Origin of the sequence: Acinetobacter sp. A22 (assembly GCF_030913345.1) — a bacterium.
Lineage (GTDB): Bacteria > Pseudomonadota > Gammaproteobacteria > Pseudomonadales > Moraxellaceae > Acinetobacter > Acinetobacter junii.
On sequence record NZ_CP133162.1, the window covers coordinates 1,976,002 to 1,999,341 of the forward strand.

Annotated in this window: 21 protein-coding genes; 14 read left to right on the forward strand and 7 right to left on the reverse strand. The window is 39.1% G+C overall.

Annotated features, from left to right (window positions below; translation table 11 throughout):
* Positions 1–12 precede the first annotated feature (12 nt).
* Complete coding sequence (locus Q9Q86_RS09650; protein WP_112986217.1) at positions 13–732, forward strand: glycerophosphodiester phosphodiesterase; 720 nt, start codon at positions 13–15, stop codon at positions 730–732.
* A 23-nt stretch (positions 733–755) separates the two neighbouring features.
* Here Q9Q86_RS09650 and Q9Q86_RS09655 read toward each other — a convergent pair whose 3' ends face one another.
* Positions 756–1,283 carry an META domain-containing protein gene (locus tag Q9Q86_RS09655; RefSeq protein ID WP_112986218.1) on the reverse strand — a complete coding sequence of 176 codons (528 nt, stop codon included), beginning with the start codon at positions 1,281–1,283 and terminating at the stop codon, positions 756–758.
* Between the two features lie 80 nt (positions 1,284–1,363).
* On the opposite strand from Q9Q86_RS09655, the gene Q9Q86_RS09660 reads away from it, so the two are divergent.
* The 6 genes from Q9Q86_RS09660 to Q9Q86_RS09685 all read left to right on the forward strand — a co-directional run bounded on the left by Q9Q86_RS09660 (position 1,364) and on the right by Q9Q86_RS09685 (position 7,404).
* Positions 1,364–1,714 carry an IS630 transposase-related protein gene (locus Q9Q86_RS09660; RefSeq protein WP_112987694.1) on the forward strand — a complete coding sequence of 117 codons (351 nt, stop codon included), beginning with the start codon at positions 1,364–1,366 and terminating at the stop codon, positions 1,712–1,714.
* Positions 1,665–2,207 carry an IS630 family transposase gene (locus Q9Q86_RS09665; RefSeq protein WP_305155981.1) on the forward strand — a complete coding sequence of 181 codons (543 nt, stop codon included), beginning with the start codon at positions 1,665–1,667 and terminating at the stop codon, positions 2,205–2,207. Before Q9Q86_RS09660 ends, Q9Q86_RS09665 begins: the two co-directional genes overlap by 50 nt.
* Before the next feature lie 197 nt (positions 2,208–2,404).
* Positions 2,405–3,574, forward strand: coding sequence for an acyl-CoA desaturase (locus Q9Q86_RS09670; protein ID WP_004908876.1), 1,170 nt, complete (start codon positions 2,405–2,407; stop codon positions 3,572–3,574).
* Between the two features lie 120 nt (positions 3,575–3,694).
* Positions 3,695–5,137 carry a YdiU family protein gene (locus Q9Q86_RS09675; protein ID WP_112987485.1) on the forward strand — a complete coding sequence of 481 codons (1,443 nt, stop codon included), beginning with the start codon at positions 3,695–3,697 and terminating at the stop codon, positions 5,135–5,137.
* A 10-nt stretch (positions 5,138–5,147) separates the two neighbouring features.
* Positions 5,148–5,729, forward strand: coding sequence for a murein L,D-transpeptidase family protein (locus tag Q9Q86_RS09680; RefSeq protein ID WP_112987484.1), 582 nt, complete (start codon positions 5,148–5,150; stop codon positions 5,727–5,729).
* A gap of 598 nt (positions 5,730–6,327) precedes the next feature.
* Entirely contained in the window at positions 6,328–7,404 is a 1,077-nt protein-coding gene (locus Q9Q86_RS09685) for a hypothetical protein (protein WP_112987483.1), read from the forward strand.
* A 44-nt stretch (positions 7,405–7,448) separates the two neighbouring features.
* Here the strand turns inward: Q9Q86_RS09685 and Q9Q86_RS09690 are convergent, their stop codons facing one another.
* Together Q9Q86_RS09690 and baeS are read right to left on the reverse strand one after the other, a co-directional pair.
* Positions 7,449–8,132, reverse strand: coding sequence for a response regulator (locus tag Q9Q86_RS09690; protein ID WP_004908887.1), 684 nt, complete (start codon positions 8,130–8,132; stop codon positions 7,449–7,451).
* A gap of 47 nt (positions 8,133–8,179) precedes the next feature.
* Positions 8,180–9,847: a sensor histidine kinase efflux regulator BaeS gene (gene baeS / locus Q9Q86_RS09695; protein ID WP_112987482.1), complete on the reverse strand. Its 1,668-nt coding sequence runs from the start codon at positions 9,845–9,847 to the stop codon at positions 8,180–8,182.
* A 130-nt stretch (positions 9,848–9,977) separates the two neighbouring features.
* Here baeS and Q9Q86_RS09700 point away from each other — a divergent pair, with 130 nt between their 5' ends.
* The 4 genes from Q9Q86_RS09700 (at position 9,978) to Q9Q86_RS09715 (ending at position 15,208) form a co-directional block, all read left to right on the forward strand.
* Positions 9,978–10,355, forward strand: a complete 378-nt coding sequence (locus Q9Q86_RS09700) for a heavy-metal resistance (protein ID WP_112987481.1) — start codon at positions 9,978–9,980, stop codon at positions 10,353–10,355.
* 481 nt (positions 10,356–10,836) lie between these two features.
* The gene (locus tag Q9Q86_RS09705; RefSeq protein WP_112987480.1) at positions 10,837–12,639 is read left to right on the forward strand and encodes an acyl-CoA dehydrogenase C-terminal domain-containing protein; all 1,803 of its coding nucleotides are present in this window, start codon (positions 10,837–10,839) and stop codon (positions 12,637–12,639) included.
* 160 nt (positions 12,640–12,799) lie between these two features.
* Positions 12,800–14,581 carry an acyl-CoA dehydrogenase C-terminal domain-containing protein gene (locus Q9Q86_RS09710; RefSeq protein ID WP_112987479.1) on the forward strand — a complete coding sequence of 594 codons (1,782 nt, stop codon included), beginning with the start codon at positions 12,800–12,802 and terminating at the stop codon, positions 14,579–14,581.
* A gap of 129 nt (positions 14,582–14,710) precedes the next feature.
* The gene (locus tag Q9Q86_RS09715) at positions 14,711–15,208 is read left to right on the forward strand and encodes a phosphate-starvation-inducible protein PsiE (protein ID WP_004950384.1); all 498 of its coding nucleotides are present in this window, start codon (positions 14,711–14,713) and stop codon (positions 15,206–15,208) included.
* 36 nt (positions 15,209–15,244) lie between these two features.
* Here Q9Q86_RS09715 and Q9Q86_RS09720 read toward each other — a convergent pair whose 3' ends face one another.
* Both Q9Q86_RS09720 and Q9Q86_RS09725 read right to left on the reverse strand, forming a co-directional pair.
* A complete protein-coding gene (locus tag Q9Q86_RS09720) occupies positions 15,245–15,622 on the reverse strand; it encodes an RcnB family protein (RefSeq protein ID WP_112987478.1) in 378 nt (125 codons plus the stop codon).
* 138 nt (positions 15,623–15,760) lie between these two features.
* Complete coding sequence (locus Q9Q86_RS09725; protein WP_112987477.1) at positions 15,761–16,246, reverse strand: RcnB family protein; 486 nt, start codon at positions 16,244–16,246, stop codon at positions 15,761–15,763.
* Positions 16,247–16,414: 168 nt separating this feature from the next.
* Between Q9Q86_RS09725 and Q9Q86_RS09730 the strand changes: the two genes are divergently transcribed.
* Positions 16,415–16,861: a hypothetical protein gene (locus tag Q9Q86_RS09730; RefSeq protein WP_004908900.1), complete on the forward strand. Its 447-nt coding sequence runs from the start codon at positions 16,415–16,417 to the stop codon at positions 16,859–16,861.
* Positions 16,862–16,891: 30 nt separating this feature from the next.
* Here the strand turns inward: Q9Q86_RS09730 and Q9Q86_RS09735 are convergent, their stop codons facing one another.
* Both Q9Q86_RS09735 and znuD read right to left on the reverse strand, forming a co-directional pair.
* Positions 16,892–18,355: a phospholipase D family protein gene (locus Q9Q86_RS09735; protein ID WP_112987476.1), complete on the reverse strand. Its 1,464-nt coding sequence runs from the start codon at positions 18,353–18,355 to the stop codon at positions 16,892–16,894.
* A gap of 78 nt (positions 18,356–18,433) precedes the next feature.
* Positions 18,434–20,509, reverse strand: coding sequence for a zinc piracy TonB-dependent receptor ZnuD (znuD, locus tag Q9Q86_RS09740; RefSeq protein WP_112987488.1), 2,076 nt, complete (start codon positions 20,507–20,509; stop codon positions 18,434–18,436).
* Positions 20,510–20,642: 133 nt separating this feature from the next.
* Here znuD and Q9Q86_RS09745 point away from each other — a divergent pair, with 133 nt between their 5' ends.
* Both Q9Q86_RS09745 and aspS read left to right on the forward strand, forming a co-directional pair.
* Positions 20,643–21,401 (forward strand): DUF4184 family protein, encoded by a 759-nt coding sequence (locus Q9Q86_RS09745; protein WP_112987475.1) that lies wholly within the window; start codon positions 20,643–20,645, stop codon positions 21,399–21,401.
* Between the two features lie 153 nt (positions 21,402–21,554).
* Positions 21,555–23,336: an aspartate--tRNA ligase gene (gene aspS, locus Q9Q86_RS09750; protein WP_004950367.1), complete on the forward strand. Its 1,782-nt coding sequence runs from the start codon at positions 21,555–21,557 to the stop codon at positions 23,334–23,336.
* Positions 23,337–23,340: the final 4 nt, after the last annotated feature.

Below are 23,340 nucleotides of genomic sequence, written 5' to 3' on the forward strand. Positions count from 1 at the left end.
AGGTGAGTCGAAATGCAAATCATTGGTCATCGTGGTGCACGAGGCGAAGCCCCTGAAAATACACTAGGTGGATTTCGCTATCTACATGGATTGGGGATACGTGCAGTCGAGTTTGACGTACGTCAACTCAAAGATGGGCAACTGGTAGTTATTCATGATGATGATTTTGTGCGTACCACAGGTCGAGCACAACATGTTGAAAGCTGCGATTTATCTGAAGCTCAACAATTTGATCATCGCCATCAATGGCAGCATTGGACATTTGAAGAATACACCCCAAGTTTGCCGCATGTATTAGAATGCCTAACAGATTTTGACCACATCGAAGTGGAAATCAAAGCAGTCGCAGATGAAGCTGCTGCCGAACGCCTGATCGAGCAATTACATCAAGATTTAAAAGGTTTTGAGACTTCAGCAACGATCACTAGCTTTGATGTCAAAATTTTAGCTGCCTTACAACACATTCGTAGTCACTATAAACGCGGTTTGTTGGTTGAAATCCCGATTGGTGAATATGCCATTGAACTTGCTCAACAATATGAATGTCAGCAAATAGGTTGGAAAGACCAGCTTGCCACTGATGAGATCATCCAGCTCACCCAACATGCGAATTTAAAAACCAGTGTTTGGACTGTGAATGACATTGATCGAGCAAAACATCTTCAACAACTCGGTATAGAGGGGTTGATTACAGATGTCCCTCAACTCATGCTGCAACACCTCAAACTCTAAAAAAAAGACGACTTAAGTCGTCTTTATCTTTGGCGTTGGGCTTGAATTAGGCGCTGACCTTTTTCATCTAACAAATATAAATTCGTCCCATCAAACTGAAACTTTTTCACACGCTGCATGGAGTCCATTAAATCAGCTTCTTGGGCCAAAGCCTTGTCACAACTATTGTGTCCAGCCATCACATCAAAATCTAATCTGTGTTGCGCAAAGTTATACGTATAACGACCATATAGGTTATTACACCCTGTATGACCAGAGACTAGATTTGTTGCTGAATTAAGAGCGAAATTTGGATATTGATTAAAGAATAATGCCCTTTTGTTATGAATGTGAGTAATTTGCCATGTTACATCTTGCACACCATCTGTACTCTTGCGAACTTGTAGCGTTGGAAGTTGATTCACACGTTTTGGCTGCAAGGTTTTAGACTGGGTCGTTTGTGGTTGGCTTTGACAAGCCGAAATCACAAGAGCTGTCGATATGATTAAACTTTTGTTAAAAAATGCCTTCAAATAAGAAATGATATTTTTCACGGTAATTTGCTCAGACATTGATTTAGTTCACCTTTTATAGTCTAATCCAAATAAAACCGATACAATATTTATAACAATCTTAATTAATGAAATAAACAATGACTTATTCAATAGACTATCGCAAACAGGTACTTTCTAGCATTGCTGATGGTATGACCATACGAGAAGCTGCGCTATTTTATGGACTTAGCACCAGCACCATTCACAGCTGGCAGAAGAAATTAGCGCCTAAAACAACCAGAAATAAAGCACCGACTAAAATACCTGATGACGCATTGATTGAAGACGTAAAAAGATACCCAGATGATTATAACTATGAAAGAGCTCGTCGCTTGAACTGTAGTAAAACGGGCATCTTTAATGCTTTAAAGCGTCTTGGTGTCAGTCAAAAAAAAGACCTTGGAACATCCAAAAGCATGTCCAATAAAAAGAGCGGCGTATCAGAGTAAGCTTGATAACTTTAAACAGCAAGGTTATCCCATTGTGTATATGGACGAAAGCGGTTTTGAGGCTGAAACCATTCGTTCTCATGGCTATGCACCGATTGGTACACCCTGTATCGATAGCTACAACTGGCAAGCAAAAAAGCGAACCAACGTCATCGGAGCTCTCTATGAAAAAATGCTTTTTGCGCTTGATTACTTTGAGCAGAACATCAATGGCACCATATTCTACGACTGGTGCAAACACACTTTAATTCCAAGTCTCAAGACTAAATGCGTGATTGTCATGGATAACGCTCGGTTTCATAAAAGCAAACGTATTCAAAAGCTACTCAACAGACATGGCCATCGTATTCTTTGGCTACCACCGTACAGCCCTGATCTAAACCCTATCGAGAAGAAGTGGGCACAGGCTAAGTTTCTACGCCAAGGGTGGATGGAGAATAATCTACCTAAACTATTTTATGATATGGGCTGTATCGATTTTATAAAGACTTAACTATAATTCATTGACCATATTAACAAATGAATTCTGTTACTGTTCTTTCGATACAACTGTACAATAATACTAGTGCTTATGAATCTGGGCATGCTAATATCAGTGATAAAATAGCAATATATCGTCATGATTGGTTTTGCTATCTCGTTTAGTTTTATTATCTTGTGCAAACAAGGTTATTAGGAGCGCTGACGGATATGAATTCCGCCCCACTCAAGAAAGCACCCATTAATTGGATTGCAATTTTTGCATTGGTATTTTTACCAATCGTTGCGCTAATTACGGTTCCAATCTATAGCTACCATCATGACTTCAGTATGGGCGCATGGATTAGCATGTTCTTTTTACTGGCTGTAAGCAGTTTAGGTATTACCGCTGGCTACCACCGTTTATGGGCACACCGTGCTTATGAAGCAGCTTTACCTCTTAAAATCTTACTTATGATTGCTGGTACTTTTGCGGTTCAAAACAGTATTTTGTTTTGGGCTTCAGGTCATCGTACTCATCACCGCCATGTTGATGATGTCGATCAAGATCCTTATTCGATCAATAACGGTTTTTGGTATGCACACATGGGTTGGATGTTGCGTAACTACCCTGCGGCTGAACCAAACTATAAAAATGCACCTGACTTGTTAAATGACAAGCTCGTCATGTTCCAACATAAATATTATGTTCCATTAGTGATCGCAGTGCATGCAGGCCTTCTATTACCAATCGGTTGGCTTGTTGGCGATGTTTGGGGCGTATTACTACTTGGTGGTTTAATTCGTTTATTCATTAGCCATCACGTTACCTTCTTCATCAACTCTCTTTGTCACATGTGGGGCAAACGTCCATATACTGACGAAAACACAGCACGTGACAATTTCATTTTAGCCATTCTCACTTGGGGTGAGGGTTACCATAATTATCACCATATTTTCCAATACGATTACCGTAACGGCGTGAAATGGTGGCAATATGATCCTACTAAATGGTTAATTTGGACAAGCTCTAAACTTGGTTTAGCCAAAAACTTACGTCGCATTCCTAGCTTCAATATCCAAAAAGCCGAACTTGCGATGAAGTTTAAATATGCTGAACAAGACCTTGCGATTTATGGTCATGATGTCAATACAGATATTGCTCAGATGAAACAACGTATTGCTCAAGAATATGAAGCATTTACCAATACCTTAAATGATTGGGCTAAATTGAAAGAGCAAGAACTTCAAACTAAAAAAGCGGCTATGGCTGAAAAGATTCATCAAATGGATCATAAGCTTAAAGTTGATTTCCAACTGCTTGAGCATCGTCTTGCTCATCACCGTGAATGCTTAGAAACTTTAGTTCGAAATATCAAAAAAGCACCTGTTTCAGAGTAATCAAGTTACTCAATCAAAATGGTCTCTCGATGAGGCCATTTTTTATGCCTATAAGCAATTCGCCTATTCAAACCTATATTTGATATAGTGATTACTCAGCCCATCTCTTGACCTTATTTTATGCAATTTAATCCCCGTTACAATTCACTGAATCCTAAGCTCTATCACCAGCAACAACCAAGCCCTTTACGTGGTGTAAAAGCAGGTCACTTTAATGAGGCTCTGGCAGATGAATTACTTTGGAATGCAGATGATAAATCTAACTGGGTTGAAATTTGCAGCGGTCAAAAAACCTTTACCGACTTCCCACCTTTAGCCATGGTTTATGCGGGTCATCAGTTTGGTCAATGGGCAGGACAATTGGGTGATGGTCGAGGATTATTGATCGGACAAATACTCAATAAGCATGGTGAAACTATCGATTTACACTTGAAAGGTGCTGGGTCTACTCCCTACTCGCGTATGGGTGATGGTCGTGCTGTTCTTCGCTCGGTCATTCGAGAGTATCTTGCGGGTCATGCACTCAATGCACTTGGTGTAGCTTCAAGTCATGCGGTAGGTTTCACTACCTCTACGCAAGGCGTACAACGTGAAACTTTAGAGCTTGGTGCGATGTTATTACGCACTTCGGATTGTCATATTCGTCTCGGTCATTTTGAATGGATCAATCAATACGCACCTGAATTATTAACCGATTTCACTGAAAAATGTATCGAATGGCATTATCCAGAATGCCTACAATCAGAGGATCCAATACTCGCATTTGCTCAAAGCGTGATTGAGCGTACTGCTATCATGATCGCGAAATGGCAATTGGTGGGCTTTGCTCATGGTGTGATGAATACTGATAATCTCAATATCACAGGTTCAACTTTAGATTTCGGTCCATATGGGTTTATGGAACGTTTCCGTCCGAATTGGATCAATAACCACTCAGATTATCAGGGGCGTTATACCTATCAGAATCAACCAAGCATTGGACATTGGAATCTGTGGACGTGGTTAAACAATCTGATTCCCCTAGCCAAACCTGAACAAAAAGAACAGTTCAAACTGGATTTGGCAAAATGTTTAGAACAGTTTGAGCCAGCTTTTTTAGAGCATTATGGTCAAGGCTTGTGCCAAAAAATGGGACTACCACATTTCCATAAAGACAGCTTGGATTGCAGTTTTGCATTCTTACGAATATTACAAACTGAACAACTGGACTATACGCAAAGTTTTATTCGCCTTCAGGATAAGCAATATAAAACTCTTCGTGATGATTGTTTAGATATCCGTCAGTTTGATAGCTTTCTCCAACAGTATCAAACAATTCGTGAACATCAAGATACAGATGAATTAGATGCTGTAATGAAACAAGTGAATCCTCAATACATTTTGCGTAATCACATGGCTCAAAAAGCCATTGAACAAGCGGAACGTGGAGACTTTAGTGAAGTTGATCGTTTATTCAAGTTGCTAAATCAACCCTACACACGACAACTAGACTTAGAAACTGAACAAGATACTGCCCCACTTCCGAGTGATGTACCTGAAATATCAGTAAGTTGTTCATCATAGAAGATATTCTATGAAATTAGGGCTGGCTATTGGATTTGCCTTACTAGTTATTTTGTTAGGATTAGCTTTTTATAAATATGAAAAGTTTATTCCTAACTTAGCTCCTATTCACCCAGCTCTTTCAGCTCAAGAAATAGAAGAGATTAATAAAACAAAGCCTGTAACCACAATAGAAGTTTTTAAACAACAACGGCAACTGAAACTCAAACACCATGATCAAATCATTCGAAGTTATCCGATTCGCTTAGGCTTCAATCCGATTGGGCATAAACAATTTGAAGGTGATGGTAAAACACCAGAAGGCACTTATACAATTGACTGGCGCAATCCTCAAAGTGCTTATTATAAATCTTTGCATATCTCCTATCCAAATCCGAATGATCTCGCTTATGCAAAGCAACGGCAAAAGTCAGCGGGCGGTGATGTGATGATTCATGGCACAGTTCCTACTCCTGCAACATCATTCCCTGCGAGTTCCACTTATATGCCTCGTAAAGATTGGACTTTAGGATGTATTGCAGTGACAAATGCTGATATGGATGAAATTTGGCAACTTGTTAAAAATGGCACGCAAATCATTATTCACCCATAATTGAATCAAGCGCATTGAAGCTGTGTTAGAGACAAGTATTGTGATTAAACTGGACAAGGCTTATTCACAGCATAAGTTCATCATCTAGATTTATATCCCCCCAGCACTTAAAAAATCAGCATAAGCTTTTGTAAATTAATAAAATACGCTTAATACTAGACCGTTCATTGATTCTCTAAGTACTTTACCAGTAGATTATTTCTGCAAAATCATTATCAAACTATCCACATTTTCTGTGGATAATACTGTGGTTATCCACAGGATAAAATTAAAGCCTCATTTTTCTTATTAGATTTATCTCCTTGTGAAAGAATTCTACACATCCAAACACCCCAATAAAGTTATGTAAAAAATAAGCTCACAATCAAATTCGTTGTTAGTCTTTTAAGTCTTAGGCCTAAGATAGTAAAATTTGTATAAAATTCAAACAACACAATATAATCTCTTCCCAAGATTTGGTGATTTTAAATTTTGGATCAGCACTCAGCTTTTGTGACTAGAATTCATGGTGAATTTAGCATATACATTCAGATTGAAATGAAACATAGCGAATTGGGTTTAAAACAATAAACTACACATGATTAGGATTAGTTTTCAGATGCCTTTCAACACACTTACCAAAATACTATTTGCTTTTGCACTTTCCAGTTCGTGTCTGCTGCATGCCGCCCCTTCATTTGACGAAGATACACAAATCATTTCAAGATCACCTCTTGGCGTTTGGATGCTAAAACAAGACTTAAACCAGCCTAAACTCAACTGTGCTATTCGATTTATTTCTACTAAAGATACTGAAAACAGTTTTTCTATTTTTGGTGCTACAAAAAAAACTTCACATGCAACGATCCTATTTCAAGGTAAAAGCATTCCTACCACGCATACAGCAGAAGAGATGCGAGTCGAACTCCGACAGCAAGATTTAGCTGCGACCCCCCTAAAAGCTCAACTTTTGCCAAGTTCAAGTACAGGTATGCTTGCAGTTAACACAGGAGATATTCAGCAAACGCTTAAATCTATGCGTGATCAAGAAAAAAACCTACAATTAAAATTAAACAATGCCACGATTTACACACTTGACTATGATGGTTTAGCTCAAGCACGAACAGCGATGCAGGATTGTCTCTCGGGTAAAGCGGTCAAAATAAAATCATTGAAACAAGCAACAGCTGAAATTCGCCCTGTTGGTAATTCAACGATCACAGGACAAGCATTTTACAAAGGTGCAATTCTTGCAAAAAAACAATATCCACCCAAAGGAACACAAGCCGTTGGTTTAATTTGGATGACAGATGAATTTAAAGCATGGTATGAAAAAGTTAAACGTGATCAAAAGCTACCAACTCATATTCCAGAATCTATTCTCAAACATTTCATGTCTACGCGTATTTTAGATGATCAAGGACGTTTTAAATTTACCAACTTACCTGCTGGTGAATACATTCTCATTGCAAATTTTTCTTATGAAAAAAATGTTAGCCATACTGAAGTTGTTGGGCGAACTGATGTTTATGTGGGGAATCAATATGTCGGCTCAAACGACCAAATTGCTCGCTGGAATTATATTGTGAAAGAAGGGACTTCTTTTGAGAAACCTGTGACCATCCCCAAAGATGGCGATACGATTAATGTAAGTTTAGATAAGTCACAAATCATGTGTTTCTTGGTGTGTTTCTAAAAAAGAAAAGCTAGCCTTATGATCTACATAAGGCTAGCATAAAATTATTCAGGGTATTCAAAACGATAACCAACCCCATAAACGGCTTGTATCCACTCATGACGATTACCTGTATCAGCAGCTTCTGTGATTTTGCGACGAAGGTTTTTGATATGACTATCAATCACTCTATCCGCGACATCAAAACTGTCAGGATTGATGTGATCTAAAAGCTGCGCACGTGAATAGACTTGTCCTAAATGCTCTAAAAACAATTCTAATAAACGGAACTCTGTTGGCGTTAGCGTCAGCGCTTTTTGTTGATACCAAATTCGTTGCTGAGCTTTATCAATACGGAATAAATCATTCTGTTCAGGCTCAGCTTTTCGCTCTAAGCGACGTAACACGGCTTGCACTCGCGCAACTAACTCTTTCGGACTAAATGGCTTACAAATATAGTCATCAGCCCCCATATTCAGCCCCAACACACGATCGATTTCTTCAGTACGTGCAGTAACCATAATAATTGGTAAATCTGATTGCTCACGGACTTTACGACAAATCGTTAATCCATCCATACGTGGCACCATCAAATCTAAAATCATCAGGCTTGGTTTGCGTTGCTGAAATTGAGTATAAGCATCTTGACCATCATGAAACATGCTGACTTCAAAACCAGCAGCCTCTAAATAATCTCGAACCAACTGTGCTAGCTCTACTTCATCTTCAACCAACATAATATGTTTCATGGTCTACATCCTATACATCACATCCTCAGAAATAGAGGAATAAAAAGTTATTTGATTTGTTTTGGAAAAGTCAGAACACAACGCAAACCACCTAATGGTGAATGCTCAAATGTCAGTGAACCACCCAATGCTTGTGCCAATTTACAAGACAAAGCCAAGCCTAAACCCGTCCCTCCCGTACTCCGAGTACGAGAATCATCAACACGATAGAAACGCTCGCCTAAACGCGCTAACTGCTCATCATTCACACCAAATGGGCTGTCATCCACATACAATATCCACTGTTTAGCATTTTGTTGAGTATGAATCTGTATTTTCCCACCTTGTTCGGTATAGCGAACACTATTTCCTAACAAGTTAACAATGATTTGCTTAAATCGATCTCGGTCTAATGAAAGAATCGCTCCTTCGCCAGAAAGTGAAACTTCTAACTGATGCTGTTCAAAAGTTGATTTAAAGTTTTCAACTTCTTGCTGAATAATCTCCCAAGGATTTACATCAGCAAAATAACATTTAAGTTGTTGAGCATCAGCTTGAGCCAAATCAGCTAAATCTTGAGTTAATTTTTTTAAACTAGAGACTTGCAACATCATGGCATTTAAGTGCTCTGGTGTTGCCTTACGAATCCCATCCTGCATCGCTTCAATTTGTGCCTGTAATACAGCTAAAGGCGTTTTTAACTCATGCGAAGTATCAGCAACCCATTGACGACGTGACTCTTCATGTTGATGCAAAATATCAGCCAAATGATTCAACTGATTAGATAAATCACCTAATTCATCATTACGCTTAATCGCTACCTGATGTTGATAGTTACCCTTGGTCAATTCTGAGGTCGCTTTTAATAAGCGCTGGATTGGCTTTTTAAAATAAGTTGCCATCAACAATGCTGCAACCAAACTCGACAATACAGTCAGCACATAAACCAAGAATAAATAACGTTTCTGATTACTAAAGAAATTAATACTTGAGGCATCATCTTGATCAAGCACAGGCTTTAAACCTAAATAACCCACTACTTGTTGCCCGACCATAATCGGACGGTAAGAGATTTGATCTGTCGCGGGTTCACCAACAACAAATTGATGTTTTGCATCATAAAGAGACAAGCGAGAACTCAATCCCAATCGATCTGGAATCGAAACAAAACGTTTTTTTCCATTTTGAGTATCATCATTTTGCTTATTAGACTTTTGCTCAGAACTATCTTTTTTTAACTTAAATTGACTTGGACTTAATGGAAATTTTAAACCCTCAAATGGTTGATATTCCGACGGCAGATTTTGCTTGAGGATATTCAGCTCTTCGCTATTAAAAATTTGGCGATTTCTTATTTCCTGATTATTTTGCGATAAGCTTGGAGACATGCTTAATAAAGTGTGTTCATTAAAGTATCTTTGCTGCAAAGCAATGTCGTACTGACGACGCAACCACCACTGTGATAAACGATCATAGTCATCTGGTGCGGCAGTTCCTTCGATTTGTAAAATTTGCGCCTGAATCGCATTCCCCCAATCTTGATAAACGTTATATACATTCCCCAAATTGGCAATCAAACGATCTAACTTTTGCATTTCCACATCGGCAACATATCGAGCAAAGTTCTTTTGCATCGTCCAATGTAAAATCCCCAAACTAATCGTGGCGATCAACAACGTTGTTAACAAGACGGTTAGGAATAAGCGTAAAGCTATAGGAATACGACGAATACTCAAATATATAGTCTCAACATGGATCTATCTTTTGATTGTAACCAACATGTCAGAAAAAAACTCTCCATTGTTTCTTCATCATTATTGTCTAATCTTTAACTCATCAATGAGCAAGTAGTTTACTGGATAAAAAATGAAGAAGACTCAGATTGCAATTTTAAGCACAGTTCTCGGTTCAACACTAGCTTTAGCAGCTTGCCAATCCACTACGCCTGCTGAACAAAATATGAATAGAGATCATCATCGACATAATACAATGCAGCGCCAAAATCTTAGCCCTGAACAGCGTGCCGAGTGGCAAGCTAAGCGTGAGCAGCGTTTAGAACAACGTGAACAAATGCGTCAACATCATCAAGCTCAAAAAGCGAAGATCGAACAAGCATGTCAAGGAAAGCGCATTGGTGAACGCGTGAATATTCAATGGAATAATCGTGTCATCGAAGGTACTTGTGAAGTCCGTTTCAGCCCTGATCAATCACAATTTAAGCGTCAAATGCATCCAACTACTTAACCCTCTTCCTTACGGCGTTTCACAGCGCCTTTTTTTATCAATGCATACGAGACACTTATAAAATCATAACTAATAATTACTCAAGAGTACTGGTTACTTTCATTTTCTAAAAATTAATCTAAAAATAAAAATCTGATGAAAGTCTGCAAAGTTGCGCCATAATAAATCGTGAAAATATTGATTCCGATGATCTCACTTACATTATCATCATTAATTCAGATCAAAATAACCACTACACAGCTGCTTACGATTTTAAACAAGCAGTACAAGTAAAAATTAGAAAAAACACATACAATCTCAGTGCTTATACAGGCAAAATGACAATCTTTGACTTCGCAGTCACTAAGAAATGACCTGTAATAGCTTGTACCAAACTATAACTTGTTGCACGATTAGGGGTACAAAATGGTGCCATTAATTGGGCACATTTATCATTGACTAAGATTATAACTCTGGTTTGACCAGTATTGAGGAACCCGCTATGCCACAATACAAAGCACCCTTACGTGATATGCAGTTCGTATTGCACGAATTATTAAATGCTGAAGCACATTACGCAAAACTGCCTGCATTTCAGGGCACCGTAAGCCGTGAATTGGTTGATCAATATTTAGAAGCAGCGGCAGATTTCTGTGAGAATGAACTTTCTCCTATCAACCAATCAGGCGACCGTGAAGGTTGTACTTGGAATGACGGTGTTGTCACTACGCCTACTGGTTTCAAAGAAGCGTATCAAAAATATATCGAACTTGGTTTCCCATCTCTTTCTGCTGAAGAGCAATATGGCGGTCAAGGTCTACCTGTTTCTCTAGGAAACGTGATTTCTGAAATGGTTGGTACTGCCAACTGGTCTTGGGGTATGTACCCTGGTCTTTCTCATGGTGCGGTACGTACTTTAGAACATCACGGTTCAGATGAACAAAAAGCAACTTATTTACCCAACCTAGTATCTGGTGTTTGGACAGGTACCATGTGTCTTACTGAATCACATGCAGGTTCTGACTTGGGTATTATCCGCACCAAAGCTGAACCGCAAGCAGACGGCAGCTATGCAATCTCTGGCGAGAAAATCTTTATCTCTGCTGGTGAACATGACATGGCAGAGAACATTGTCCATATTGTTCTTGCACGTTTACCAGGAGCACCTAAAGGCACTAAAGGTATCTCGCTGTTTATCGTACCTAAGTTCCATGTCAATGCTGACGGTTCAGTTGGCGAGCGCAATGCTGTACGTTGTGGTTCGATCGAACACAAAATGGGTATCCATGGTAACGCAACTTGTGTGATCAACTTTGATAAAGCAAAAGGTTACTTGATCGGACCAGAAAACCGCGGCCTAAACTGCATGTTCACATTCATGAACACTGCACGTATTGGTACAGCAGTTCAAGGTCTTGCTGCATCTGAAGGTTCTTTCCAAGGTGCTTTAGCATATGCGAAAGATCGTTTAGCAATGCGTGCACTTTCAGGTCCTAAAGCGCCTGAAAAAGAAGCAGATCCAATCATTGTGCATCCTGCGGTACGTAACATGCTGTTGACCCAGAAAGCATTTGCAGAAGGTGGTCGCGCACTAGTGTATCTGTTGTCTCTACACGCAGATATCGTTGAACAAGGTGCAACTGAAGAAGATCGTAAATTCTCTGACAACATCTTGTCTTTATTGACGCCAATTGCAAAAGCATTCTTAACTGAAACTGGTTACGAATCTGCAAATCATGGGGTTCAAATCTTTGGTGGCCATGGCTTTATTTCTGAGCACGGTATGGAGCAAATCGTACGTGATACACGTATTGCTTGCTTATACGAAGGTACTACTGAAATCCAAGCACTTGACTTGTTAGGTCGTAAAGTATTGCAAACTCAAGGTGCAATGTTAAAAGACTTCACTAAGATCATCCATAAATTTGTTGAAGCGAACAAAGACAACGCAGCAATGCAAGAATTCCTTGCACCATTGGCTGCTGCAAACAAAGAATGGGGCGATATCACGATGCAAATCGGTATGCGTGCAATGCAAAACCCTGATGAAGTTGGTGCAGCTGCGGTTGACTACATGTACTTCTCTGGTTATGTCACACTTGCTTACCTATGGGCACGTATGGCACTTGTTGCTCAGGAGAAACTGGCTGAAGGCTCAACTGATGTTGACTTCTACAATGCGAAAGTAGCGACTGCTCGCTTCTACTTCAAGAAGATCCTGCCACGTGTTCGCTCGCATGTAGATGTACTTTCAACTGGTGTTGCGCCATTGTTTGAACTTGATGCGGAACACTTCGCGTTCTAATCATAGATTAGAGTGAGATGCAACGTTCATCACAAAAAAAGGACTGGTCAGTTTTGACCGTCCTTTTTTTGTTTAATCAATGCTAAATTTAGATTATTCATTTATTTGTTCGTTTTATTTGATCACTTTGCACAGAGCCTGTGCCTAGAAGGGAACGATTATGCCAATTTACAATGCTCCTTTAGCAGACATGAAATTCATCTTAAATGATGTATTTAACGCAGAACAATTTTGGCAAGCTAATGAAAAACTTGCTCATGTAGATGCGGCAACGGCTGAAGCTATTTTAGAAGAAATGGCTAAATTTGCGCAGAATGTAACTCATCCTCTTAACCGTACAGGTGATGAAGAAGGCGCTCGTTGGGAAAATGGTGAAGTATTCACTCCAGCTGGTTTCAAAGATGCTTTCCGTCAATATGCCGAAGGTGGTTGGATTGGCTTAGGTGCTGATGAGGAATGGGGCGGTCAGGCAATGCCAAAAATGCTGACTGTTCTTGCTGATGAGATGTTATTCGCAACCAATCCATCATTCTTGCTCTACCCGCTTCTTTCTGTGGGTGCAGGTATGGCATTAAACAGCTATGCATCTCAAGAGCAAAAAGAAACTTATTTACCTAAAATCTACTCTGGCGAATGGTCTGGTACGATGTGCTTAACTGAACCGCATGCAGGTACAGATTTAGGAATTATTAAAACCAAAGCTGAACGTAATGAAGATGGTACTTACAACATCACAGGTACAAAAATCTTTATTACAGGTGGTGACAACGATTTAGCTGAAAACATCATTCACTTAGTTCTTGCAAAAACACCTGATGCTCCTGCTGGTTCACGTGGTATCTCTTTATTTATCGTACCTAAGTATCTTGTAAATGAAGATGGTTCTTTAGGCGAACGTAACTTAGTTGGTGCCGGTTCAATCGAACACAAAATGGGGATCAAAGCGTCTGCGACTTGTGTCATGAACTTTGACGGTGCTAAAGGTTTCCTCGTTGGTAAAGAAAATGAAGGTCTTGCAGCGATGTTCGTCATGATGAACTATGAACGTTTATCGATGGGTATCCAAGGTCTAGGTGCTTCTGAATTTGCTTATCAAAATGCTGCACAATACGCCACTGATCGTTTACAAGGTCGTAGCGCTTCAGGTGTTCAGTCACCAAGCAAACCTGCAGACAGCATTTTAGTTCACGGTGACGTTCGTCGTATGTTACTAAACGTACGTGCTAACAATGAAGCATCACGTGCATTTGCTGTTTATGTAGGCCAACAGCTCGATATTACGAAGTTCTCAACCGATGCTGAAGCTGTTAAAAAAGCCAATGACCGTGTTGCGCTTTTAACACCTATCGCTAAAGCTTATCTAACAGATACAGCATTCCAAGCAACTTTAGATGCGCAAATGGTATTTGGTGGTCACGGTTATATTCGTGAATGGGGTATGGAACAGTGCATCCGTGATCTTCGTATTTCTCAAATTTATGAAGGGACAAACGGCGTTCAATCACAAGACTTAATCGGTCGTAAAGTGATTAAGAATGGTGGTGCTTTCATCGCTGAATACATTGCTGAAATTCGTGACTTTGCAAATACATTAGATGCAGATTTGAACTTCATTAAAGATGCAACTTTAGATGCAGCAACTGAAGTAGAAGCAGTTACTCAATTCATCATTGAACAAGCAGCTGAAAATGTAGAGTTCCCTAACTCTGCTGCTGTAGATTACTTACATGCAGTTGGCTTACTCAGCTTCAGCTACATGTTTGCAAAAATTGCTGCTGCTGCTAAAGATAAGTCAGGTGACTTCTATCAAAACAAACTTGCATTAGCTCAATACTTTGTGACTCGTATCTTGCCTGAGTTAGAAGCTCGCATTAAGAAAGTTGAAGCTGGTTCTGATCTCATCATGAACTTCAGTGAAGACTATTTTACAAATCAATCTTAACTCCAAAGTAAAGTAATGTTAGAAGCTGCCTAAATCATCTGGTTTAGGCAGCTTTTTATGTCAATAATTAAATTTTTGCACAACAATTGCATAATATCTTTATACATTTTTATAGAATATTTAATCTTTATGCCGACTTCAAAAGAGAGACTCGAAAGCATTCAACGCTTATTTGACAGATTTGGTCACTATGCCGTTGAAGCATTCCATTATTTAGCTTTGTTTATTATTGGCTGTATGATCGCGTGGTCAGCAGTTCATACCGTAATTGATATTTTAACCGTCAAAAAATATGCGACGATTGATGATATTTTATTATTATTTATCTACTTAGAGCTTGGCGCTATGGTTGGAATTTACTTCAAAACCAACCATATGCCTGTACGATTTCTGATTTATGTTGCAATCACAGCACTTACACGCTTGCTTATCGCAGATATTCAACATAATCACAAAGCGTCTATGGATCAGGTCATCATCACAGGATCCATTTTGATCTTAGCTTTGGCTATTCTCATTGTTCGTTTTGCTTCATGGAACTACCCCTCTGTGATCCGAGGCAAAGAGCAGGAACAGCAAATTCCAGCAAATAAGACACCTCGACCTCAAGACGATGAGCTTGCATAAAAAAGCAGCCTTACGGCTGCTTTTAAATTCATTAAGTTATGCGATTCGATAAACACGATATTTTGAATCAACCAACACGTATTTTCCTTGTACTTGCATCCAGTTATAACCACGTGGTGGCTGATATAAACGATGATAGCGATAGTTTGAAACCACATAACGTTTACTACGGAATTCCGATGGTAAACGCTCGCCACGTTTAAAGTTTACTCGCTGTCCATAATGGTTTCCACGATCTGCATTTGACCATCGCGGTGGATCTCTATGATCATGTCGGTGGTCATTTCGATCGTAACGCTGCTCATAACGATCTTTATAGTCGTGATGATTGTTCCAACGATTTGAATCTGCCATTGCTGAAGCAGATGCACCAAACATTAAACTTGATACCAACAACATAACTGTCTTTTTCATTGTTTGATCCTCTGTTTTGATCTGAACTCAGATTAAGCAAAACTCTAGGAGAAACCATGAATAAAACGAATGAGATTGCAAAACTTTGTAATCAATACTGAGAAACTATGGAGATATCTCAACCTAAGGTATTAAAGCTCATCGAATAATTTCGATTCTAAAATTATCATCAGTCACTAAAAAATATCTTCCATCGATCATCACCCAATGGCGTCCACGTGGTGGTTCGCGCAAAGAATAATAATCCCAATCTCGGATCACATAACGCTCACTCCGAAACTCACTTGGTAACTCATTTCCGACTACAAATGTCTCTCGGCGATATGTATGTTCAGAGTGAGTCTCAGGATAGTATTCAATACTGACACTTGGGCGATATTGGTAAGAGTAGTGATTATTTTGGTAGGGTTGATAATAATACCCCTTCGGTGGTGCTGTAGGTGTATAACGCTGATTTGAGAACGCAAAAGGGTCTTGAGCTGGAGGTTGATAAGTTTGTTGAGATTCATGATATGGACGACGTTCAACTCCTCGATAGCCACTCCAGTCATTTGCGTAGCTTAAGGCTGGCAAAGCACTGACTGCCAAAGTTAAACTCAAAATTTGAAGTTTATTTTTCCTCATTTCTAGTACCTCAAAATGATTTCTACAATTAGTTTAGTACAGAAAAGCACCAGCACTGTAGTAATAATATTTTTTTCGACAACCAGTAAAATTTACAAGATGGGCTGATGTTGAATGAAGCATAACTTAAGTATGTTAATATCTTTTTTTTAGTATTGGAGTGGTTCAGTGTCTGAAATGAATTTTGATCGTCTTTACGATTTCTTTTCTAAAATTCCAAGCGTGCAAAAGGAAAGAATCATTGCACATGGCACAGACGAGCAACATGCGTGGTGGTTTAAATTTAGTATTAATGTAGAACACGCACTGGCATGGCAAACTGTTCAAGAACTTGGACATGTTCTGAATTACTTATCAACCAACGAGCGCTTACCAACACAATTTTTCCCTGTGTCACCACCACCCTATATGAATGGTGAAGCAAAGGACTTTTTGGCATGGGTCATTCAATGTAACCATCCTGAATTTGATCCCAATACCGTTTGTGATTGGCTTGAAGCACGTTTGCCCAACCCTGTTGAAGATGAAAGCCAGTGGAAAATTCAAACTGATCTAAGTGAATTAGATCAACTTGCTGATAAGGATTTGGATCAGTTGATTCCACCAAATCCATAATAAAAAAAGAGGCTATAAGCCTCTTTCTTTTTAGAACGTCGACAATCCAGACCATTCCATAAAACGATATATCCAATATTTTAATTTTGATTCATCTGCATACTTTGCATAATCAACCGTCATTTGACGGCCATTTAGGTTATTCCACGATGAATTAAAATATGTCTCTGCATCACGAAAAACCTGTGCTTGTGTATTCCCAACAACTTTCATGTTGGTTTCAAGATTATAATTTTTTAAATTGCGTGCAGTTAGATTTGCAGAACCAAGAATCAACTCTGCATGCTGATGATTATATTTAAGCAGCATTTTACTATGACATTGCTCTCCATGAGTATCACACCATCGAATCGGAATACCAACAGCATTCAATTCAGAAGCAACTTGTCGATTGGGTATACCATTTTTTTGTCGACCAAATGCATCTTTATTCGGATCTAAGATCATCCGCACATCAACACCACGCTTTTTAGCTTGTTTAAGTGCCTCAATAATTTGTCGTTCTGATAAATAAAACATAGCAATATCTAAATGATCTTGAGCTTTAGCCTCATTTATCATCTTGATTACAGCATCATAAATTGCTTTTTCAGTCAGTACCTGCACTTGTGGCAAGCTCTTATCCTCAGCAAATGCGCCCATGATCACAACAGGACTTGAGCCCTTAGACATAGATGCAACTGCTTGCTCTGTCTGTAGCATATCAACCGCAGTTGGACCATCTACAACTAAAGCAACATTACTATGATGTGAACTGCCATCATGTGGATTTGCAGAAGTCACTAAGCTTTTCCAACCTTGTTCCGTATCCACAACCAAAGTTTTTCGATGATTTGCTTTGAAGTTAAATAGTTCTAAATAACTACGTAAAGTGATTTTATCGTCGCCAAATGGATTTTTTAACCATCCACCTTCTGAACTATTGCCTAGATTCTGACAACAGATATACCAAAAACCAGACCAAAGTGGATTAGATGCACGTAAAGGTTTCAAATCTGTTTCGATTACATCAATACCTGCTTGGCGCAATGAACGATAATGTTCAGGTGCAATCCCACCATATACCGAGTTGATTGGATCAGTGATCAGTACAATTTGAATGTTCGGGTTCTGTTGTCGCTTTAGAATCAATGCATCTGTTAATTTTTGCATCAAAGGGATTTGCTGAATCTTGGATTGACCTACTTCTTGATTAAACAAAAACATATCCAGCACAATTGTGGTTTGTGCATCATCAATTAATTTAAAAATTTCAGTAAAAATTTTCTGATCGAGATGTTGAGTTCCTTGCGCATCGACATAAGTTTGGTCTGCTAGAAATTTCACATTGGCATGACGTAATTGACCAGTGAAATTCAATCCTTTAGGAATAGGTTTCACCGTATGATAAATTGCAGAAGCAATATATCCTATCGCTAAAATACATAATATCACTGCCATGTAACGTCGACCTGACCAGTTTAACTTTTGATGAATTCTTTGGAAGATGCGCATATAAACAGAAAAAGCCCTAGCCTAATGAACCAAGGCTAGAGCTTATAGATTGATATTTCAATAAGATTTCAGTGAAAATTAAAAGTTAAAATTTACACCAACTGTAAAATTACGACCAACTTGCGGGATCGTTGAAAGGAACGATGCATGTTGATAAATTTGATCATCTAAAAGATTATTTGCATTTAGAAAAACGCGATAATTACCTAAATTACTATATTCACCCGAGTAAGCGACACCAAGATTCAACATATTATAACCTTGCGTTTCGGTTTCATATGCCGTGATTTTGTCTTGGTTAAAGACATGATAATACTCAGCAGATCCAGTGAACCCATCACCAAAATCAGCATTTACTTTAGTCCCTAAACGCCCCGCTGGAACACGTGGAGCATTTTCATTGTCGATTTTTCCACGCACGTAATCACCAAACACACCTATTTTGTATGTAGGAGAAATTTGGTAAGCAGCTTCTGCCTCAGCTCCATAAAAACGTGCTTTGTCTTGAGTATATTTTACTAGGCGGAAGTCTTCGTAACGATCTAAAGTTTGTGCGTAAATGTAGTCATCAAACCAGTTATGATAAACATGGATATGATAATCAAAACGGTTGTTATCATAATGGAAGCCTAATTCCACATTGTTCGACTGCTCTTTTTTGAGCTGATCATTTCCTAACTCATAAGTATTGGTCGCAAAATGTTTACCATCAGCATATAACTCTTGAGCTAGTGGTAGGCGTTGTTGATGCGATGCAACTAAAGAAAGTTTATAGTCTGGTGCAAATTCCCAGTTAGCGGCACCTGAAGCAGAAAATGCTGAACCATCAAAATCTTTCTTACTTGAATCTTCGATATCGATTTTTTGTTGATCCACACGAGCTGCCAACTCAACATGTACATCATTGAATTGGGCATGTTCTAGGGCAAAAAGACTCCATTTTTTTGTCGTATTTGGCGCTAAAAATGCTTCTTCACCCGTTAAATTTAATTTCTGTTGTCCATACTGAGTACCTATCACGCCTTCCCATGTACCGATTGGGTTATGTACCAACTCAACACGTCCATCATATGCTTTATTCTTGAAGCGAGTATCAATCGTATCTTCTTCAATTTCATCGTGCTGATAGTCTGTATAGCTTGCTTGCGCTCTAAACTTCTTAAAACCTTTGAACGGATTGTCTAATTCAGAACGAATGTCATAACGTTCAGATTTTAAATCAATCCACGGTCCGGCTTCATGTACGTGTTCACCTTCATGTTCATCATGATGATCACCACCATGCTCATCTTCGTGTTCATGATCACCACAATGTAAATGTGGAGTCCCAACTAAATGAGCCTCACAACTTTCATATTCATGGCTGTGGCCAGGTAGACCATATTTATCTTGACGATTACTGTAAGAAATCCCTGTAAAACCACGATCGTAGATCCATGACAAACCAACATTTACAGTTTGACCTTCAGCAAAAGTATTATCAACTCGACGCTCTTTTTCACCTTCATGAAAATAATCGGGTGCAATGTAATTATTCGCATCACGTTTTAAACCTTCAACACGTAATGCTACTTGATCGCCTAAACCAACTGTAACACCAGCACTTGCCAGCTTTTCATCACTTCCCGTGTTGTAGCGTAATCCAACATTTCCTTCATAACCTTTTTCAGGCATTTGCGTAGGTAACTTACTGTCAATCACATTGACTAAACCACCTACTGTACCTGCACCAAATAATAATGTAGAAGGACCACGAATCACTTCGACCTGTTTTGCTAATGCAGGATCTACAGTTACCGCATGATCAGGTGATAAGGTCGATACATCAATGTTTTCAGATGAGTTTTGTAAGATTTTAACTCGAGCACCATCTTGACCTCGGATGACAGGACGACTTGAACCAGCGCCGAACTGATTTGAATAAATCCCCGTTTGTTGCCCAAGAACATCCCCAATGGTTACGGCACCTTGTGATAATTTAGTTTGATCAATCACACTATCGGCTACCGCAAAATCCTGTGAGGTTTGTTCCAATGGATGCGCTTTGATTCTAATCGTTTCTAAGCTTTCAACTTTTTCGTTTTCAGCAGCAAAAGCTGTTACAGAAACAGCTGCTAATATAGACAGCGTTAATATATTTTTATAAAACAACATGAACAATATCTCGAACCAATTTATTTTTGTTATATTATAACATTTCATCCAATTTGCAATAAGAAACATCACAACACGAAACATTTGCTACACTGCTGCTCCATGATTTCATAAAAACTCGTTTTCTAACGATATGCCTTTTACACTTTCCCACGCTGTACTTGCACCACCATTATCAAAACTGACTAAAGGACATCTTCCTATTGCTGCTTTGGCGATTGGATGCATGACACCTGATTTATATCGTTTATTTACTCAAGCCAATCTACCTATCGCACACCAATGGTCAGGAGTTATTTTTCCCAACCTTCCGATAGGTTTGTTTTTCTGCTTACTTTGGTATCTGATCTACCGCCCTGTGATGTATAGAGTGCTAGGGATCATTCATCCTCTAAATATTAAATCGTTTGATCAAGTCATCGCTTTCGTATTAATGACTTGTTTTGCAATTATCATCGGTACCGCAACCCATTTAGTATGGGATGGTTTAACGCATCTGGATTTTCGAACTTTCGTTTTTAGAGATTTACTGGCTCAGAACATTTCAATATTTGGTTTAAATTATCCATTACATTTCATATTGCAAATTACTTCATCTGTAGTGGCTTTACCTTTTATCTTTTGCATGTGTAAAAGCTATTACCATACTCATAAGCAACCGAAAGCTGTTCCTGTAAAAATTAAATTATTCATGATCATAAGCTTAATAATTTCAACAAATTCTGGGATGTTATCTGTCTGGGGCTATAGTCGCCACATCCATTCTGATCTTTGGAACACCGAACGATATTTTTTTATCGGCAAATCAATTAATGAGTTTACTCAGACAGGGTTAATACTATTTACTGCCTCATGTTTAGTCCTATTATTTTTAGATCGAAATAAGAACTAAAGCTCATTTTAATTAAAAGCGGATGTTTAAGATTCTGTTAAAGCATTAAGACTTGAGACTATACGTTCAACAAGGCATAATCTCCCCTTCATTGGTGCTGCGCTGTTTACGCATTCACCTTCTAGCCAATATAGTTTGGATAAATAATTCAATATGATGCGCACTCATTACTGTGGCTCTTTAACTGAAGCCCAAATCGATCAAACAGTTACTCTATGCGGTTGGGTTCATCGTCGCCGTGACCATGGCGGTGTGATTTTCCTTGATATGCGTGACCGTGATGGTTTAGTTCAAGTCGTTATTGATCCTGATACACCAGAAGCATTCGCTACTGCGGATAAAGCACGTTCTGAATTTGTTTTAAAAATTACAGGTCGTGTACGTCGTCGCTATGAAGGTACCGAAAATGCCAACATGGTGAGTGGTCAAATTGAAGTTTTGGCAAAAGAAATCGAAGTTCTTGCTGCTTCTGAAACTCCACCATTCCCATTAAATGACGAAAATACCAATATTTCTGAAGAAATTCGTTTGAAATATCGTTTCTTGGACATCCGTCGTCCAGAAATGTTAGATCGTTTACGCTTCCGTTCTAAAGTTACTAACTTAATTCGTAACTATTTCGAAGATCACGGTTTTCTAGACGTTGAAACACCTATCTTGACTCGTGCTACTCCTGAGGGCGCACGTGACTATTTAGTACCAAGCCGTGTTTCAAATGGTAGTTTCTACGCGCTTCCACAATCACCACAATTGTTCAAACAATTGTTGATGGTCGGTGGTATTGATCGTTATTACCAAATCGCGAAATGTTTCCGTGACGAAGATTTACGTGCAGATCGTCAGCCTGAATTTACCCAAATCGACGTTGAAACATCGTTCATGAGTGACGATGACATCATGGATTTAATGGAAGGCTTAACAGTTAAAATGTTCAACGAATTATTGAATGTAAAATTCGATAAATTCGAACGTATGACTTATGCTGACGCAATGCGTGATTATGCTTCTGATAAACCAGATATGCGTATTCCATTGAAATTGGTTGACGTTGCAGACTTAATGCAAGACGTTGAGTTCAAAGTTTTCGCTGGTCCTGCAAAAGATCCTAAAGGTCGTATTGTAGCGTTACGTGTTCCTGGTGCAGGTTCATTACCACGTAGTGCGATTGACGAATACACTAAATTCGTAGGCATCTACGGTGCTAAAGGCTTGGCTTATATTAAAGTCAATGAACTTGAGAAAGGCATCGAAGGTCTTCAATCACCAATCGTTAAATTCATCGAACCAATCGTACTTGACCTACTCAAACGCGTTGGTGCTGAAAACGGTGACATCGTATTCTTTGGTGCAGACAAGGCGAAGATCGTAAATGACGCGATGGGCGCTCTTCGTGTGAAAATCGGTCATGACTTGAATCTTGCAACATGCGAGTGGGCTCCACTTTGGGTTGTTGACTTCCCAATGTTCGAAGAAACTGATGATGGTAAATGGACATCTGTTCATCATCCATTCACGCTACCAAAATCAAGTGTTGAAGAAGTGAAGAGCAATCCAGGTGCGGCATTGTCAGTTGCATACGATATGGTATTGAACGGTACTGAAATCGGTGGTGGTTCACTTCGTATCTATACACTAGAAATGCAAAAAGCAATTTTTGAAGCTTTAGGTATCGGCGAAGAAGAAGCGGAAGAAAAATTTAGCTTCTTATTAAACGCATTACGTTATGGTGCGCCTCCACACGGCGGTTTGGCTTTTGGTCTTGACCGTTTGATCATGTTGATGACTGGTGCATCTTCAATTCGTGATGTGATCGCATTCCCGAAAACGAAGACTGCTGAATGTCCATTGACTCAAGCTCCAGCTCCTGTTGAAGCAAATCAATTGCGTGACTTAGGCATTCGTTTACGTGAAAAGCCGAAAGCTGAAGAAAAATAATCTG

Bases quoted from the DNA above. Each gene is read 5' to 3' on its own strand.
- Q9Q86_RS09660 (WP_112987694.1), top strand. From the start codon at position 1,364: ATGACTTATTCAATAGACTATCGCAAACAGGTACTTTCTAGCATTGCT.
- Q9Q86_RS09710 (WP_112987479.1), top strand. From the start codon at position 12,800: ATGCCAATTTACAATGCTCCTTTAGCAGACATGAAATTCATCTTAAAT.
- Q9Q86_RS09745 (WP_112987475.1), top strand. From the start codon at position 20,643: ATGCCTTTTACACTTTCCCACGCTGTACTTGCACCACCATTATCAAAA.
- Q9Q86_RS09725 (WP_112987477.1), bottom strand. From the start codon at position 16,246: ATGAGGAAAAATAAACTTCAAATTTTGAGTTTAACTTTGGCAGTCAGT.
- Q9Q86_RS09690 (WP_004908887.1), bottom strand. From the start codon at position 8,132: ATGAAACATATTATGTTGGTTGAAGATGAAGTAGAGCTAGCACAGTTG.
- Q9Q86_RS09655 (WP_112986218.1), bottom strand. From the start codon at position 1,283: ATGTCTGAGCAAATTACCGTGAAAAATATCATTTCTTATTTGAAGGCA.
- znuD (WP_112987488.1), bottom strand. From the start codon at position 20,509: ATGTTGTTTTATAAAAATATATTAACGCTGTCTATATTAGCAGCTGTT.
- aspS (WP_004950367.1), top strand. From the start codon at position 21,555: ATGATGCGCACTCATTACTGTGGCTCTTTAACTGAAGCCCAAATCGAT.
- Q9Q86_RS09715 (WP_004950384.1), top strand. From the start codon at position 14,711: ATGCCGACTTCAAAAGAGAGACTCGAAAGCATTCAACGCTTATTTGAC.
- Q9Q86_RS09680 (WP_112987484.1), top strand. From the start codon at position 5,148: ATGAAATTAGGGCTGGCTATTGGATTTGCCTTACTAGTTATTTTGTTA.
- Q9Q86_RS09720 (WP_112987478.1), bottom strand. From the start codon at position 15,622: ATGAAAAAGACAGTTATGTTGTTGGTATCAAGTTTAATGTTTGGTGCA.
- Q9Q86_RS09705 (WP_112987480.1), top strand. From the start codon at position 10,837: ATGCCACAATACAAAGCACCCTTACGTGATATGCAGTTCGTATTGCAC.
- Q9Q86_RS09670 (WP_004908876.1), top strand. From the start codon at position 2,405: ATGAATTCCGCCCCACTCAAGAAAGCACCCATTAATTGGATTGCAATT.
- Q9Q86_RS09650 (WP_112986217.1), top strand. From the start codon at position 13: ATGCAAATCATTGGTCATCGTGGTGCACGAGGCGAAGCCCCTGAAAAT.
- Q9Q86_RS09685 (WP_112987483.1), top strand. From the start codon at position 6,328: ATGCCTTTCAACACACTTACCAAAATACTATTTGCTTTTGCACTTTCC.
- Q9Q86_RS09700 (WP_112987481.1), top strand. From the start codon at position 9,978: ATGAAGAAGACTCAGATTGCAATTTTAAGCACAGTTCTCGGTTCAACA.
- Q9Q86_RS09735 (WP_112987476.1), bottom strand. From the start codon at position 18,355: ATGCGCATCTTCCAAAGAATTCATCAAAAGTTAAACTGGTCAGGTCGA.
- Q9Q86_RS09675 (WP_112987485.1), top strand. From the start codon at position 3,695: ATGCAATTTAATCCCCGTTACAATTCACTGAATCCTAAGCTCTATCAC.